Origin of the sequence: Sphingomonas naasensis, from assembly GCF_004792695.1 — a bacterium.
GTDB classification, from domain to species: domain Bacteria; phylum Pseudomonadota; class Alphaproteobacteria; order Sphingomonadales; family Sphingomonadaceae; genus Sphingomonas; species Sphingomonas naasensis.
The window spans coordinates 295,692-310,070 of the sequence record NZ_SRXU01000004.1; the positions used below are offsets into that span (position 1 = coordinate 295,692).

A 14,379-nucleotide genomic window follows, 5' to 3' on the forward strand; every position below is an offset into this window, starting at 1 on the left:
GTGCAAAAGGCATCCCGCGGCGGCGCGAGGCGGCTGGAGCCGCGGCGCCGGACGCGATATCGTCGAGGTCGTTGAACCGCAGCGTCGCGATACGCGTTCGCTGCGGTACGGGAGCCAGGACGATATGAAGGATGACGATTTCGGCATCACCCGGCGCGGCGTTCTGGCCAGCGGCGGCGCTTCGTTCGCGATCGCAAGCATTCCGCCGGCGCGCGCCGAGATCGCGCCTGCATCGCAACCGATGCCTGCCGCGATGAAGGTCGCGCTGACGGTCAATGGCAAGAAGCGCGAGCTCGAGGTCGATACCCGCACGACCTTGCTCGACGCGCTGCGCGAGCATCTCCATCTGACCGGCACCAAGAAGGGCTGCGATCACGGCCAGTGCGGCGCCTGCACGGTCATCGTCGATGGCCGGCGGATCAATTCTTGTCTGAGCCTCGCAGTGATGCACGAGGGCGACGAGGTGACCACGATCGAGGGCCTCGGCACGCCGGAAAAGCTCCACCCGATGCAGGCGGCGTTCGTCAAGCATGACGGCTATCAATGCGGCTATTGCACGCCCGGCCAGATATGCTCGGCGGTCGCGGTGCTCGACGAGATCCGCCGGGGCGTGCCCAGCCATGTCACGCGCGATCTCAACGCCCGCCCGCGCGCGACAAATGACGAGATGCGCGAGCGGATGAGCGGCAATATTTGTCGCTGCGGCGCCTATTCGAACATCCTCGAGGCGATGACCGAAATCGCCGGGAGGCGCGGATGAGGCCGTTCAGCTATGAGCGCGTCGCCACGCCCGCGGAGGCGGCCAGCGCTGCGGCGCGGACCCAGGGCGCGAAGTTCATCGCGGGCGGGACCAACCTGCTCGACCTGATGAAGCTCGAGATCGAGGCGCCGACGCATCTGATCGACGTCAACGGCATCGGGCTCGACCGGATCGAGCCCACGCCCGAGGGTGGGCTGCGCATCGGCGCGCTGGTGCGCAACACCGATCTCGCCGCCGACAAGCGGGTGCGCAAGGACTATGCGCTGCTCTCGCGCGCGCTGCTCGCCGGCGCCTCCGGCCAGCTGCGCAACAAGGCGACGACCGCGGGCAATCTGCTCCAGCGCACGCGCTGCCCCTATTTTTACGACACCAACCAGCCGTGCAACAAGCGCAAGCCCGGCAGCGGCTGCGCGGCGATCGGCGGCTATAGCCGCCAGCTCGGCGTGATCGGGACGAGCGAGGCGTGCATCGCCACCTATCCGGGCGACATGGCGGTCGCGCTGCGCGCGCTCGACGCGACCGTCGAGACGGTGAAGCCCGACGGCAGCACGCGCGCGATCCCGATCGCCGATTTTCATCGCCTGCCCGGCGACACGCCGCACATCGACACCGTGCTCGAGCCAGGCGAGCTGATCACCGCGGCGACGCTGCCGGCACCGGTGGGCGGCACGCATGTCTATCACAAGGTGCGCGACCGCGCCTCCTATGCCTTCGCGCTCGTCTCGGTGGGCGCGATCGTCCAGCGCGACGGCAGCGGCCGGGTCGCGCTGGGCGGCATCGCGCCCAAGCCTTGGCGAGTTGAGGCCGCAGAGGCAGCGCTACCGCGTGGCGCCAAAGCCGTGGCGGAGGGATTGCTCGCCGGCGCGAAGCCGACCGGCGACAACGCGTTCAAGCTGACATTGGTCGAGCGCACGCTCGGCGCGGTGCTGGCGCAGACCAGGGGCTGATCGCCATGAAGTTCGACACCCCAGCCGGGACCAATCCGATCGACCAGCTCAAGGTGGTCGGCCGGCCGACCGACCGGATCGACGGCCGCTTCAAGACCACGGGCACCGCGCCCTATGCGTATGAGAACCCGGCGCCGAACGCGGCCTATGGCTATGTCGTCGGCGCCGCGATCGCCAAGGGCCGGATCGCGTCGATCGATCCGGGCGCCGCGAAGGGCGCGCCCGGGGTGCTCGCGATCCTCACCGCTGACACGGCCGGCAAGCTGACCAAAGGCGATTTCAACACCGCCAATCTGCTCGGCGGGCCCGAGATCGAGCATTATCACCAGGCCGTGGCGCTGGTCGTGGCGGAGAGCTTCGAGCAGGCGCGCGCCGCCGCGGCGCTGGTCCGGATCGACTATGCGCGCGGCAAGGGCGCCTTCGATCTGCATGCGGCGAAGGAGAGCGCGCAGCCGTCGAAGGATCAGAAGGACATCAAGGTCGGCGATTTCGCGGCGGCCTTTGCCGCGGCGCCGGTGACGATCGACGCGACCTATCATACGCCCGATCAGGCGCATGCGATGATGGAGCCGCACGCCTCGATCGCGGCATGGGAAGGCGACCAGCTGACCCTGTGGACCGCAAACCAGATGATCAACTGGGGCCGGGGCGACGTCGCCAGGACGCTCGGCATCCCGAAGGACAAGGTGCGGCTGATCTCGCCCTATATCGGCGGCGGGTTCGGGGGGAAGCTGTTCGTCCGTGCCGACGCCATCCTCGCGGCGCTGGGCGCGAAGGCGGCGGGCCGTCCGGTCAAGGTCGCCCTGCAGCGGCCGCTGATGTTCAACAACACCACGCACCGGCCGGCGACGCTCCAGCGGATCCGCATCGGCGCGACGCGTGAGGGCAAGATCACCGCGATCGGCCACGAGAGCTGGTCGGGCGATCTGCCCGGCGGCGGCATCGAGAATGCCGTCCAGCAGACCAGGCTGCTCTATGCGGGTCCCAATCGGCTGATCACCGCGCGGCTGGCGACGCTCGACCTGCCCGAGGGCAACGCCATGCGCGCGCCGGGCGAGGCGCCGGGGCTGATGGCGCTGGAGATCGCGATCGACGAGATGGCCGAAAAGCTCGGGATGGACCCGATCCAGTTCCGTATCCTCAACGACACCCAGGTCGATCCCGAGAAGCCCGAACGGCCTTTCTCGCAACGTCAGCTGATCGAATGCCTGCAGCGCGGCGCAGAGCGTTTCGGCTGGAGCCGGCGCAGCGCCACCCCCGCTGCCGTGCGCGACGGCGTGTGGCTGATCGGGATGGGCGTGGCGGCGGGGTTCCGCAACAATCTGGTGACCAAATCGGGCGCGCGCGTCCGGTTGAGCCCCGCCGGCCGGATCATCGTCGAGACCGACATGACCGATATCGGCACCGGCAGCTATACGATCATCGCCCAGACCGCGGCCGAGATGATGGGCGTTCCGCTCGATCGGGTCGACGTGAAGCTCGGCGATTCGAGCTTCCCGGTCTCGGCGGGCTCGGGCGGGCAATGGGGCGCGAACAGCGCGACCTCGGGCGTCTATGCCGCCTGCGTCAAGCTGCGCGAGGCGGTTGCCCAGAAACTCGGCTTCAATTCGGCCGATGCCGTGTTTACCGGCGGCAAGGTCCGTTCGGGCAATCGCAGCGCGCCGCTCGCCCGCGCGGCGGCCGGCGGCGAGATCGTCGTCGAGGACTCGATCGAGTTTGGCGACCTCGCCAAGCGCTACCAGCAATCGACCTTTGCCGGCCACTTCGTCGAGGTCGCGGTGCATGGCTATACCGGCGAGACCCGCATCCGCCGCATGCTCGCGGTGTGCGCGGCGGGACGGATCCTCAATCCCAAGTCCGCACGCAGCCAGGTGATCGGGGCGATGACGATGGCGGCGGGCGCGGCGCTGATGGAGGAGCTCGCGATCGACAAGCGCTTCGGGTTTTTCGTCAATCACGATCTCGCCGGCTACGAGGTTCCGGTGCATGCCGACATCCCGCACCAGGAAGTGATCTTCCTCGACGAGGTCGATCCGATCTCGTCGCCGATGAAGGCGAAGGGCGTCGGCGAGCTCGGCATCTGCGGGGTCGCGGCAGCGGTCGCCAACGCCGCCTACAACGCCACCGGCGTGCGCGTGCGCGACTATCCGGTCACGCTCGACAAGATGCTCGATCGTCTGCCGACGGCCGGTCCCCAGGGCTCGCCATAAGTCGATCGCCTGCGCCGGGCGCGTAAACGCAAATTCGCACCCTATCCCGGCAACCTCGCGGCAACGTTGTTTCCGCCGCCCGCAGAGCGCGCGCGGGTGCGGGCCAGCGCCTGCGGCCCTGGTCCCGGCGGGCCGGTCGCGCGGCCGAGTCCGATAGCGGGAGCGCCCTCCCGGTGTCCCCTCGTCCGCGGTTCGCCGCCAATTGATGTTGAGATTTAGTCGCAATAGCATTGACGTCGTGACGCAATCGCAATAGCTGCTCGGCTCAACACGCTGCAAAAAGCAAAGGGGCCTTTCCGTGAGTCGTTCGAACACCGCCGCATCCCCGGCATTCCTTGCGCTCGCATGCGTGGGATTCATCGCCACCGGCCCGGCTGCGCATGCCGCTGACAAGGATCCGGTGCCCGCGGACATCGATAGCGACGGCCAGGATCGCACCGCCGAGGACAGCGATCAGGTCGTCGTTACCGGTGAGCGCCGCGAGCTGCAGGGCGCCAAGGCAACGGCAACGGTGGAGAATACCCCCCGCTCGGTCGTCATCCTCCCCAAGGACGTGATCGAGCAGACCGGCTCGACGACGTTGGCCGATGCGCTGCGCACGGTACCCGGCATCACCTTCGGCGCGGCCGAGGGCGGCAACCCGGTCGGCGACCGCCCCTTCATCCGCGGCTTCGACAGCCAGGGCTCGACCTTTGTCGATGGCGTGCGCGACAGTGCGGCCCAGACCCGGGACGTCTTCGCGGTCGAGCAGGTGCAAGTCGTGCGCGGTTCGGATTCGACGCTGGGCGGTCGCGGCAGCGCCGGCGGCTCGATCAACATCATCACCAAGGTTCCGCAGCTGACCGATTTCGTCCGCGCCACCGCGAGCTTCGGAACGGCCGACTACAAGCATGCGGCGATCGACGTGAACCAATATCTCGGCGACGGCATCGGGGTGCGGATCGCGGCGATGTGGCATGATCAGGACGTCGCGGGCCGCGACGCGATCTGGCAGCGCCGCTGGGGCATTGCGCCGTCGTTCACGATCGGGCTCGGCACCGACACGCGCCTGACCGCGTCTTATTATTATCTCGAGAGCCACGAGCTGCCCGACAGCGGCCTGCCGTTCCTCTATACGCTCGCCAACGCGCCCGGCACTGGCGAGATCTGGACCACTCCCGCGCTCGGCACGATCCGCACCGCGGGCGGCACCGTCGGCAAGGTTGAGCGCGATACTTTTTACGGCCTCAAGGCGCGCGATTTCCGCGATGCGACCACGCATCAGGCATCGCTACGCTTCGAGCATGATTTCGGGGGGATCACGCTCCGCAACACCGCGCGCTATTCGCACAACCAGCAGGATTATATCTTCCTGCTGCCGGACGACAGCCAGGGCAATGTCTTCGGCACGGCCGCGACCAACCCGACCACCGGCGCGGCGGGGGCGCGCGGCGACGTGCTCACCGGGGGCTATGTGTGGCGGCGCGGCAATACGCGCTACGGCTATACCGAAGCACTGACCGACCAGCTCGATCTGTTCGGCGGGTTCGACACCGGCGCGATCAAGCACAGCTTCGCGGTCGGCGCTGAAGTGAGCTGGGAGAAAGCGCGGCGCGGCGCCTTCGTCTCGGCGAGCGGCTCGACGGTCAGCCCGCGCTGCAACGCCTCCACGATCGCGCGCTACTATTGCGCCAGCCTGTTCAACCCGAACCCCGACGATCCCTGGGTCAACTACGCCAGCGATACCTCGACGGTGCAGACTCCGATCGCGAAGGGGCCGACCACGTCGGAAACGCAGAACGAGGCCAAGACGCTCTCGGCCTATGCGTTCGATTCGATCACCCTGCTGCCGTCGCTGATCCTCAACCTCGGCGCGCGCTTCGATCACTTTACCTCGAAGGTCACGCCGGCTTTCGCGGCGGGGCAGACCAGCGCCTTCACGCTCGAGCGCACCGACGATCTGTTCAACTGGCAGGCCGGTCTCGTGTTCAAGCCGACGCGCAACACCAGCCTCTATGCGAGCTATGCGACCGCGGCGACGCCACCCAACAGTCTGCTCGGCGAGGGCCAGGAGCCCAACAGCCTCGGCACCACCAACACCGCGGCGGCGCTGGCGCTGCTCGACGGTCTCAAGGTCGAGAAGACCAGGAGTTACGAGGTCGGGGCCAAGGCGAGCGTGTTCGACGAGCAGCTCGCGCTCGGCATCGCCGCGTTCCAGACCGACACCGACAATGCCCGCGCCACCGGGCCGACCGGCGCCGTCGAGTTCATCGGCAAGCGCCGCATCCGTGGCGTCGAGGCGACGTTCAACGGCAACGTCACCTCGTGGCTCGCGCTGTTCGGCGGCTACACCCGGCTCGATCCAAAGATCGTCGATGGCGGCTTCACGGTCCTGACCGCGCCAGCGATCACCCGGACCGCGGGTGGGGTGACGACCACCATCCAGGCGGCCAAGACGGTGCTCGTCCCCGCGGTCACCACCGGCCGTCAGGCCACCCAGACCGCGAAGGACAGCTTCACGCTCTGGGCGACGGTCAAGCCCGCCGGCGGCCTCAGCATCGGCGGCGGCGCCTTCTACTCGGGGCGCCAGTTCGGCGGCTATCAGGACAATCGCAGCGCGACCCAGACCGCCGCGGGCGTGGTGACCGTGAACCCGGCTACCAAGGTCCTGTCGCGCACCATCCCCGGCTATTGGCGCTTCGATGCCCGGCTTGCCTATCAGGTCAACGCGCATGTCGACGTCAGCGTCAACGTCAACAACCTCACCGACAAGGCCTATTTCAGTCAGGTCTATTCGTCGCACTATGCGACGATCGCGCCCGGTCGCTCGGCCTTCGCGACGGTCGGAATCAAGTTCTGACGACGCGCCTCGACTCTGTCTCCCCCGAGGAGATCGCCGCTCGCCTTTTCGGTTCGCCGGAGGAGCGGGCGGCGCTGATCCGCGAGGGGGCCGAGGCCGGGGTGGCCGAGGCGCAGGCCGTCTATGGCCAGATGCTGCTCGACGGCGACGATCCACGTGCGGGCTTCGCGTGGTTCAACAAGGCGGCCGCGCAGGGCCATCTGATGGCGCTCAACATGGTCGGGCGGTGCTACGATCTCGGCTGGGGCACCCCGGTGAACAAGGATCGCGCCGCCGAGTGTTTTCGCATCGCGGCGGAGCGCGGGCTCGACTGGGGGATGTACAATTACGCTACCGCGCTGACGCTCGGTGAGGGCGTGACGGAAGACAAGGCAGCGGCGCTCGGCTGGTTCGGGAAGGCGGCGGAGATGGGCAACGCCAAGGCGATCAACTATGTCGGCAGCTTCCACGAGGATGGCTGGGTGGTCGGGCGCGACATGGCGAAGGCGGCGATATGCTATCGACAGGCGGCCGAAGGCGGCGACTTTCGCGGCGCGTTCAACCACGCCCGGATGCTGCTCGGCGCCGGCGACGTCGAGGCCGCGCGCGGCTGGCTCCTGCGGTGCCGTGAGGCGGCGACGCCGGCCTTTGCCGACAAGGTTCGGGCATGGCTGCGCGCCTCGCGCTGGCCGGAGCTGGAGGAAGCATTGTGCTGATCGCGATTCCCGAACTGCTCGATGCCGATCGGGTTGCGCGGCTCCGGGCGATCATCGACGGCGCCGAATGGATCGACGGCAACGTCACGTCGGGCGCGCAATCCGCGCTCGCCAAGCGCAACGAGCAATTGCCCGAGGGCAGCGCGGCGCATCGCGACGCCGGCGCGCTCATCCTCGATGCGCTGGGGAATTCGCCGCTGTTCTTCGCGGCGGCGCTGCCGCTCAAGGTCTTTCCGCCCCTGTTCAACCGCTATGGCGCGGGGCAGGCGTTCGACACGCATGTCGACAATGCCATCCGCATCCAGCGCGGTAGCGAGTTCCGCGTGCGCAGCGATCTGTCGATGACCGTCTTCCTCGAGGACCCTGCCGCCTATGACGGCGGCGAGCTCGTGGTAGAGAGCCATTTCGGCGAGCAGCGGGTCAAGCTGCCCGCGGGGCACGCGGTGCTCTATCCCTCGTCGAGCCTGCACCATGTCACCTCGGTGACGCGCGGGACGCGGGTGGCGTCGTTCTTCTGGCTCCAGTCGATGGTCCGCGACGCCGGCAATCGCCGCATCCTGTTCGAGCTCGACCAAACGGTGCAGCGGCTGACCGGGCAACTCGGCGGCGGCGATCGCTCGGTGATCGAGCTGACCGGCGTGTACCACAACCTCCTGCGGAGCTGGGCCGACGCCTGACCGCGCCGCGAAGAAGCGCATTCAGAAATCGGCGGCGCGGGCATTGCCACCGATTTGAGAAAGCCGATCACACGTCTAGATTGGCGACGCTCAGCGCATTCTCCTGGATGAACTCGCGCCGCGGCTCGACCACGTCGCCCATCAGCTGGGTGAAGATCGCATCGGCGACGTCGGCCTGATCGACCTGGACGACCAGCATCGAGCGGTTCGTCGGATCGAGCGTGGTTTCCCAGAGCTGCTCGGCATTCATCTCGCCGAGGCCCTTGTAGCGCTGGATCGCCAGACCCTTGCGACCCGCGGCGAGGATCGCGTCGAGCAACTGGCTCGGCCGCGAGACCAGCGCCTCGCCCTTGGCGACGGTGACGGCCTCGCCATTCTCCTCCGCTTCGAGCGCCTGCGCCGCTTCGATCTCGTTCGCCGCGATCGCGCGGGACGGCACCAGCTTGGACGGGACGAGATAGCTCGGCGCCTGCTCGGCCGCGAGCGCGTGGAGCTTGCGCGCCTCGGCCGAGACGAGGAACGCCGCCTCGACGATGTGGTGATCGGTCACGCCGCGCCACAGCCGTTCGAAATGATAGCCGCCGTCTTCGGTGACGCGCGCGGTCCAGCGCGCATCGGCATCGGCGGCGTCGAGCCGCGTCACCACCGACTTCAGGCTCTCGGCATGCTGCTCGCGCGAGGCGGCAGGATCGAACGCGCCGCCCAGCGCCAGCGCCTCGATGATCATCGGATCGTAGCGCCGCGGCACATAGCGCATCAGCGTGCGCATGCGGCGGGCATGCTCGACCAGCTCGCGCAGATCGTCGCCGCTGCGCGCGCCGCCCGAAGCCTCGAGCACATTGGCGCCGACCCCGGCATCGACCAGATACTGGTCGAGCGCGCTATCGTCCTTGAGATAGACTTCCGAGCGTCCGCGCGTCGCCTTGTAGAGCGGCGGCTGGGCAATGAAGAGGTGCCCGGCCTCGATGATCTCGGGCATCTGACGATAGAAGAAGGTCAGCAGCAGTGTGCGGATATGCGCGCCGTCGACGTCTGCGTCGGTCATGATGACGATCTTGTGGTAGCGCAGCTTCTCGAGGTTGAAGTCATCGCGGCCGATGCCGGTGCCCATCGCCTGGATCAGCGTGCCGATCTCGCGGCTCGACAGCATCCGGTCGAAGCGCGCGCGCTCGACGTTGAGGATCTTGCCGCGCAACGGAAGGATCGCCTGGAAATGGCGGTCGCGGCCCTGCTTGGCCGAGCCGCCGGCCGAATCACCCTCGACGAGGAACAGCTCGGACTTGGCGGGATCGCGCTCCTGGCAGTCGGCGAGCTTGCCGGGGAGCGAGGCGATGTCCATCACGCCCTTGCGGCGGGTGAGCTCGCGCGCCTTTTTGGCCGCCTCGCGGGCGGCGGCGGCATCGATCACCTTCTGGATGATCTGGCGCGCGACCGCGGGATTTTCCTCGAGCCATTCGGCGAGCTTGTCGGCCATCAGCGCCTCGAGCGGCTGGCGCACTTCGGACGAGACCAGCTTGTCCTTGGTCTGCGAGCTGAACTTCGGATCGGGCAGCTTGACCGAGACGATCGCAGTGAGTCCCTCGCGCATGTCGTCGCCCGTGAGCGTCACCTTCTCTTTCTTCAGCATGCCCGACTTGTCGGCATAGCTGTTGATCGTGCGGGTCAGCGCCGCGCGGAACGCGGCGAGATGGGTGCCGCCGTCACGCTGGGGGATGTTGTTGGTGAAGCAGAGGACGTTCTCGTAATAGCTGTCGTTCCACTCGAGCGCGACGTCGATCGTCACGTCGTCGCGGGTGCCGGCGATCGCCACGGGATCGGGCATCAGCGGCGTCTTGTTGCGATCGAGATACTTCACGAAAGCGGCGATGCCGCCCTCGTAATAGAGTTCGACTTCCTTCACATCCTCGTGCCGCGCGTCGCGCAGGAACAGCCGCACGCCCGAATTGAGGAAGGCGAGCTCGCGATAGCGGTGCTCGAGCTTCTCGAAATCATACTCGATCTGGTTCTTGAAGGTGCCGCCATCGCCGGGGACCTTCTCGGTCGAGGCGAGGAAGGTCACGCGCGTGCCCTTCTTGCCCTCGGGCGCGGTGCCGATCACCTTGAGCGGCGCGGTGGCGTCGCCATAGGCGAAGCGCATGTAATGCTCCTCGCCGTCGCGCCAGATGTTGAGATCGAGCCATTCGCTGAGCGCGTTGACCACCGACACGCCGACGCCGTGGAGTCCGCCCGACACCTTGTAGGCATTGTCGTCCGACGTGTTCTCGAACTTACCGCCGGCGTGGAGCTGGGTCATGATGACCTCGGCCGCCGAGACGCCCTCCTCGGAGTGGATGCCGGTGGGAATCCCGCGGCCGTTATCCTCGACCGAGACCGACCCGTCCGGATTGAGCTGGATGATGATCTTGTCGCAATGCCCGGCCAACGCCTCGTCGATCGCATTGTCCGAGACCTCGAACACCATGTGGTGGAGGCCCGAGCCGTCGTCGGTGTCGCCGATGTACATGCCGGGGCGCTTGCGCACCGCATCGAGGCCCTTGAGGACCTTGATCGAGTCTGCGCCGTAGGCGTTCGCGTTGGGAAGGTTTTCGGGAGTCTGGTCGTCGGTATTTGCCATGCCGAGCATATAGGGTTGGGCGTCACGAAACGGAAGCAAAATGGCGCCGGCGCGCGGGCGTTTCGCCGTTCCTCAGCGTTTCTTCTTGCCGATGAAGCGCTTCATCCTTCGCGCAGCATGATGGCGCCTCCCGCCACTTCGTAGCGGGTCGCCTTGCCGGGCACTGCTTCGAAGAGCCCCGGCTCGGTGCCGGTCATCCATACCTGGCCGTTCCCCGCGAGCCGATCGAACAAGGCGGCGCGGCGGCCCGGATCGAGATGCGCGGCGACTTCGTCGAGCAGCAGGATCGGCGCGCGGCCGACGCGCTCGGCGACGAGCTCGGCATGCGCGAGGACGAGGCCGAGCAGCAGCGCCTTCTGCTCGCCGGTCGAGCAGAGATGGGCGGGCTGGCCCTTGCCCAGATGCGTGACGAGCAGATCGGCGCGGTGCGGCCCGGCCAGCGTGCGGCCCGCGGCGGCATCGCGGCGGCGGCCCTCGGCGAGCGCGCGGACGAGAGCGCCGGCATCGCCCTGCCAGCCCTCGATGTCGAGCCCGGCGCGCGCGAACAGGCTTTGCGGTTGGACGGCGATCCGATCGGCGAGCGCCGTGACGGTCTCGCGCCGCGCGGCGTCGATCGCGGCGCCATGCTCCGCCATCCGCGCCTCGAGCGCGGTCAGCCATTCGGGATCGGCGGGCGCTTCGTCGGCAAGCAGCCGGTTGCGCTGGCGCATCGCGGCTTCGTAGCGCGTCGCATGATGGGCATGGCCCGGCGCCAGCGCGAGCGTCAGCCGGTCGAGGAAGCGGCGGCGTTCGCCCGGCCCCTCGACGAACAGCCGATCCATCGCCGGGGTCAGCCAGAGCACCGTCACCCATTCGGCGAGCGCGGTCGCCGCGGCGGGCGCGCCGTTGATCCGCACCAGCCGGCGCTCGGGCGCGTCGGGCTGGGTGCCGGTGCCGATCTCGACATCGCCGAGCGTCGCCGCGACGCCGAAGCCGCCGCTCGCGCCTTGGCACGCCATTTCCGAAAGCGGTGCGCGGCGCAGGCCACGGCCGGGCGCGAGCAGCGATACTGCCTCGAGCACATTGGTCTTGCCCGCGCCATTTTCGCCGGTGAGCACGACGAAGCCGGCGCCGGGCGCGAGCACGGCGTCGCGATGGTTGCGGAAATCGGTGAGGACAAGTCGCGAAACGGCCATTTGCGCGACTTCTCTAGCGCAACCACTTGCCGCCGGACAGCGCTTCGCCGATGAAGGCGCGCAAAGGAGAATCCATGATCCGTTTCTGCATCGCCGCCGTCGCGGCGCTCGCTCTCGCCGCCTGTTCCAAAGCGCCCGAGGATGTCACTGCGCATTATGCCGTGGGTGGCGGGGCCGGCACGGTCATCGTCAAGGCGGCCGCCAATGGCGATGCGCGCCTCGAAAGCGGGCAGCAGGCGCTCGTCCACAAGGGCGGCGTCGACTATATGCTGATCACCGACAGCAAGGGATCGGTTGCGGCGAACATGACCGATTTCCTCGCGGTGATCGGCGAGTTGATGCGTGAGGACGGCGCGAAGCCGCAAACGCCTCCGGCGCAGGGCGACTTCGAGCTCACCAAGACCGGCACCGATACGGTCGCCGGGATCAAGGGCGAGATCTGGCGAATCACGCCCAAGGATCCGACGAAAGCGCCCGCGGGCCAGACCTCTGACGCGGTGATCAACAGCGATCCGGCCTTCGCCCATGTCGGCAAGGCGCTGTCGATGCAGACCCGGCTCGGTGCCGCGATGCAGCAGCTTCAGGGCGGCAGCGGCAGCTTCGACAAGCTGATCCAGGAGATGCTCGACAAGGGCATGGTGCTGCGCTTCGACAACACGCTCAAGCTCGACAAGCTCGAAAAGGGGCCGATCGATGCCAAGACCTTCGCGTTGCCGGCGGTGCTCGACAAGGCGGCGCTCAAGAAGCGGCTGACCGAGGAGCGCGATCGCATGCGCGCCGCGCAGGCGGCGGCACCGACTGGCCAGCCGCCGATCGCGATGCCGCCGGGCGAAGCGGCTCCCGCGCCCGCGCCCAAGGCCGCGGCACCGGCACCGCGGAAGAAGTGATGCACTGGCGTGCTGTCTTGGCAGGGGCGCTCTTGTGCGCGCCCCTGCCGGCGGCGGCCGATGTAACCGCGCGCTACCAGCTCGGAAGCGAAGAGCTTTCCGTCGAGGTCGACGACGGCGGCGACTATCGCGTCGAGCTCGCGGGCCAGTTCATGCTGCTGCGACGCGCCGGCGCCGAATATGTCGTGATCTTTCAGCAGTCCGAACCCTGCGTCGTCGAACGGCAGGCGTTTCTCGACCTTGTCGCGGCCAAGTTGCGCAGCGATACGCCGCGCAGCCTGGCGACCCAGCAGAACCTGGCGCTCGCCAAGGTCGGCGACGAAGCGGTTGGCGGACGGCGCGGCACTTTGTGGACGGCCGGTATCGACAAGCCCGGCGCGAACAAGATCGAAGCGGTGATGAGCGCCGATCCCGATCTCGCGCCGGTCGGCAAGATCCTCGCGGGCACCGTCGATTCTGCCCTGCGTGCTTTTGGCGACGTGCTCCCGATGGCAAATCTTGGCGACACGATGCGCGAGCTATTCGCCAAGGGCACGCCTTTGCGGTTCGTGCTGATGGCGGAGGTGCGGCTCAAATCGGTGAGCACCACTGCGATCGACGCCGCCCGCTTCGCGCTGCCCGGACCGGTGATCGACGCATCGACTCTGGATTCGAAGCTGTCGAGCAAGCGGACGACCGCGACGGTCGTCGTCCCGACGCCACCGCCGCCGCCGCGGCCCTGAAGCCTCAGATCCCGGTGAGTCCCGCTGCGGCGAGGCTCGCCTGCGCGACGCGATACGCCTTGGGCTCGGCGATGTTGAGCCGACGGCGCACCGATTCGAGCGGCTCGGCGAGCAGCGCCTCGTAATCCTCGCCGTGCAGCCAGCCGGCCTTCTTGCCGTTGCGATAGCCCTCGCGCACCGCGCGGATGAAATCGAGCTTGCCGGTGATGCGGATGCTCTTGAGCGCCGCGCCGGCCGCGATGAACGCCCAGCCGAGCCCGCCGGTCTGCGCATAGGAGAAGGCGACGAGGCACGCCTCGCCGAGATGCTCGTCGGCCTTGTAGCCGGTCAGCACGTGCCAGAGATCGTGGATGTCGCGTTCGCGGCGGCCCATCCACGCATAGGGATGCTCGATGTTGAACGCCTCGACGCCGATCGCGTTCATGCTGACTTGCTCGAGCCCCTTGGCCGAATAGCCGGTCGCGTCGAGAAAGGCGCGATAGGTGGCGCCGACGGTGCCTTCGGCGAAGCCGTCGATCCAGGTGCGGTCCGAGAGCCGCTCGGCGAGCTCGAGCCGGCGATAGGCGAGCTTGCCGCCGCCGGGCACGGTGAGCAGCTTGCGGTAATTTTTCTGGGTGACGTCGCCGTTGAGCGCGCGCATGATGCGGAACACCTGCTCGGTGTCGTCGCCGTTCGACAGCAGCCGGCGCAGCGCCAAGAGCGCGGTGCCCCATTCGCGCTTCATCGGGATGCCGGGATTGAACGGCTCTTGTGCCTGCGTCGCCATAATCTGCCCTGATCAAACTACTGACACTGATGTAAATAACAAAGCTTGCCGGAAAGTTCAATTCGGTCCAGCGTTGATTCCGCGAAC

The 14,379-nt window shown here is 67.9% G+C and carries 11 protein-coding genes; 8 read left to right on the forward strand and 3 right to left on the reverse strand.

Annotated elements, in window-relative coordinates:
• Window positions 1–124 precede the first annotated feature (124 nt).
• The 6 genes from paoA (at window position 125) to E5A74_RS11410 (ending at window position 8,128) form a co-directional block, all read left to right on the forward strand.
• Entirely contained in the window at window positions 125–760 is a 636-nt protein-coding gene (gene paoA / locus E5A74_RS11385; RefSeq protein WP_135984937.1) for an aldehyde dehydrogenase iron-sulfur subunit PaoA, read from the forward strand.
• Window positions 757–1,707: an FAD binding domain-containing protein gene (locus E5A74_RS11390; protein ID WP_135984939.1), complete on the forward strand. Its 951-nt coding sequence runs from the start codon at window positions 757–759 to the stop codon at window positions 1,705–1,707. The genes paoA and E5A74_RS11390 overlap by 4 nt, the downstream gene beginning before the upstream one ends.
• 5 nt (window positions 1,708–1,712) lie before the next feature.
• Complete coding sequence (gene paoC, locus E5A74_RS11395; RefSeq protein ID WP_135984941.1) at window positions 1,713–3,917, forward strand: aldehyde oxidoreductase molybdenum-binding subunit PaoC; 2,205 nt, start codon at window positions 1,713–1,715, stop codon at window positions 3,915–3,917.
• Window positions 3,918–4,266: 349 nt separating this feature from the next.
• On the forward strand, window positions 4,267–6,756 hold the full coding sequence (locus E5A74_RS11400; protein WP_240699769.1) for a TonB-dependent receptor: 2,490 nt from the start codon (window positions 4,267–4,269) through the stop codon (window positions 6,754–6,756).
• A complete protein-coding gene (locus E5A74_RS11405) occupies window positions 6,753–7,451 on the forward strand; it encodes a tetratricopeptide repeat protein (RefSeq protein ID WP_135985190.1) in 699 nt (232 codons plus the stop codon). The genes E5A74_RS11400 and E5A74_RS11405 overlap by 4 nt, the downstream gene beginning before the upstream one ends.
• Entirely contained in the window at window positions 7,445–8,128 is a 684-nt protein-coding gene (locus E5A74_RS11410; protein ID WP_135984945.1) for a Fe2+-dependent dioxygenase, read from the forward strand. Before E5A74_RS11405 ends, E5A74_RS11410 begins: the two co-directional genes overlap by 7 nt.
• 67 nt (window positions 8,129–8,195) lie before the next feature.
• Here E5A74_RS11410 and gyrB read toward each other — a convergent pair whose 3' ends face one another.
• Window positions 8,196–10,751 carry a DNA topoisomerase (ATP-hydrolyzing) subunit B gene (gene gyrB / locus E5A74_RS11415; RefSeq protein ID WP_135984947.1) on the reverse strand — a complete coding sequence of 852 codons (2,556 nt, stop codon included), beginning with the start codon at window positions 10,749–10,751 and terminating at the stop codon, window positions 8,196–8,198.
• Between the two features lie 92 nt (window positions 10,752–10,843).
• The gene (gene recF, locus E5A74_RS11420; RefSeq protein ID WP_135984949.1) at window positions 10,844–11,917 is read right to left on the reverse strand and encodes a DNA replication/repair protein RecF; all 1,074 of its coding nucleotides are present in this window, start codon (window positions 11,915–11,917) and stop codon (window positions 10,844–10,846) included.
• Between the two features lie 74 nt (window positions 11,918–11,991).
• On the opposite strand from recF, the gene E5A74_RS11425 reads away from it, so the two are divergent.
• Complete coding sequence (locus tag E5A74_RS11425; protein WP_135984951.1) at window positions 11,992–12,804, forward strand: hypothetical protein; 813 nt, start codon at window positions 11,992–11,994, stop codon at window positions 12,802–12,804.
• 32 nt (window positions 12,805–12,836) lie between these two features.
• Entirely contained in the window at window positions 12,837–13,526 is a 690-nt protein-coding gene (locus tag E5A74_RS11430; RefSeq protein WP_135984953.1) for a hypothetical protein, read from the forward strand.
• A gap of 4 nt (window positions 13,527–13,530) precedes the next feature.
• Here E5A74_RS11430 and E5A74_RS11435 read toward each other — a convergent pair whose 3' ends face one another.
• Complete coding sequence (locus tag E5A74_RS11435; RefSeq protein ID WP_135984955.1) at window positions 13,531–14,292, reverse strand: Coq4 family protein; 762 nt, start codon at window positions 14,290–14,292, stop codon at window positions 13,531–13,533.
• Window positions 14,293–14,379: the final 87 nt, after the last annotated feature.

Bases quoted from the DNA above. Each gene is read 5' to 3' on its own strand.
- paoA (WP_135984937.1), top strand. From the start codon at position 125: ATGAAGGATGACGATTTCGGCATCACCCGGCGCGGCGTTCTGGCCAGC.
- E5A74_RS11390 (WP_135984939.1), top strand. From the start codon at position 757: ATGAGGCCGTTCAGCTATGAGCGCGTCGCCACGCCCGCGGAGGCGGCC.
- paoC (WP_135984941.1), top strand. From the start codon at position 1,713: ATGAAGTTCGACACCCCAGCCGGGACCAATCCGATCGACCAGCTCAAG.
- gyrB (WP_135984947.1), bottom strand. From the start codon at position 10,751: ATGCTCGGCATGGCAAATACCGACGACCAGACTCCCGAAAACCTTCCC.
- recF (WP_135984949.1), bottom strand. From the start codon at position 11,917: ATGGCCGTTTCGCGACTTGTCCTCACCGATTTCCGCAACCATCGCGAC.
- E5A74_RS11425 (WP_135984951.1), top strand. From the start codon at position 11,992: ATGATCCGTTTCTGCATCGCCGCCGTCGCGGCGCTCGCTCTCGCCGCC.
- E5A74_RS11435 (WP_135984955.1), bottom strand. From the start codon at position 14,292: ATGGCGACGCAGGCACAAGAGCCGTTCAATCCCGGCATCCCGATGAAG.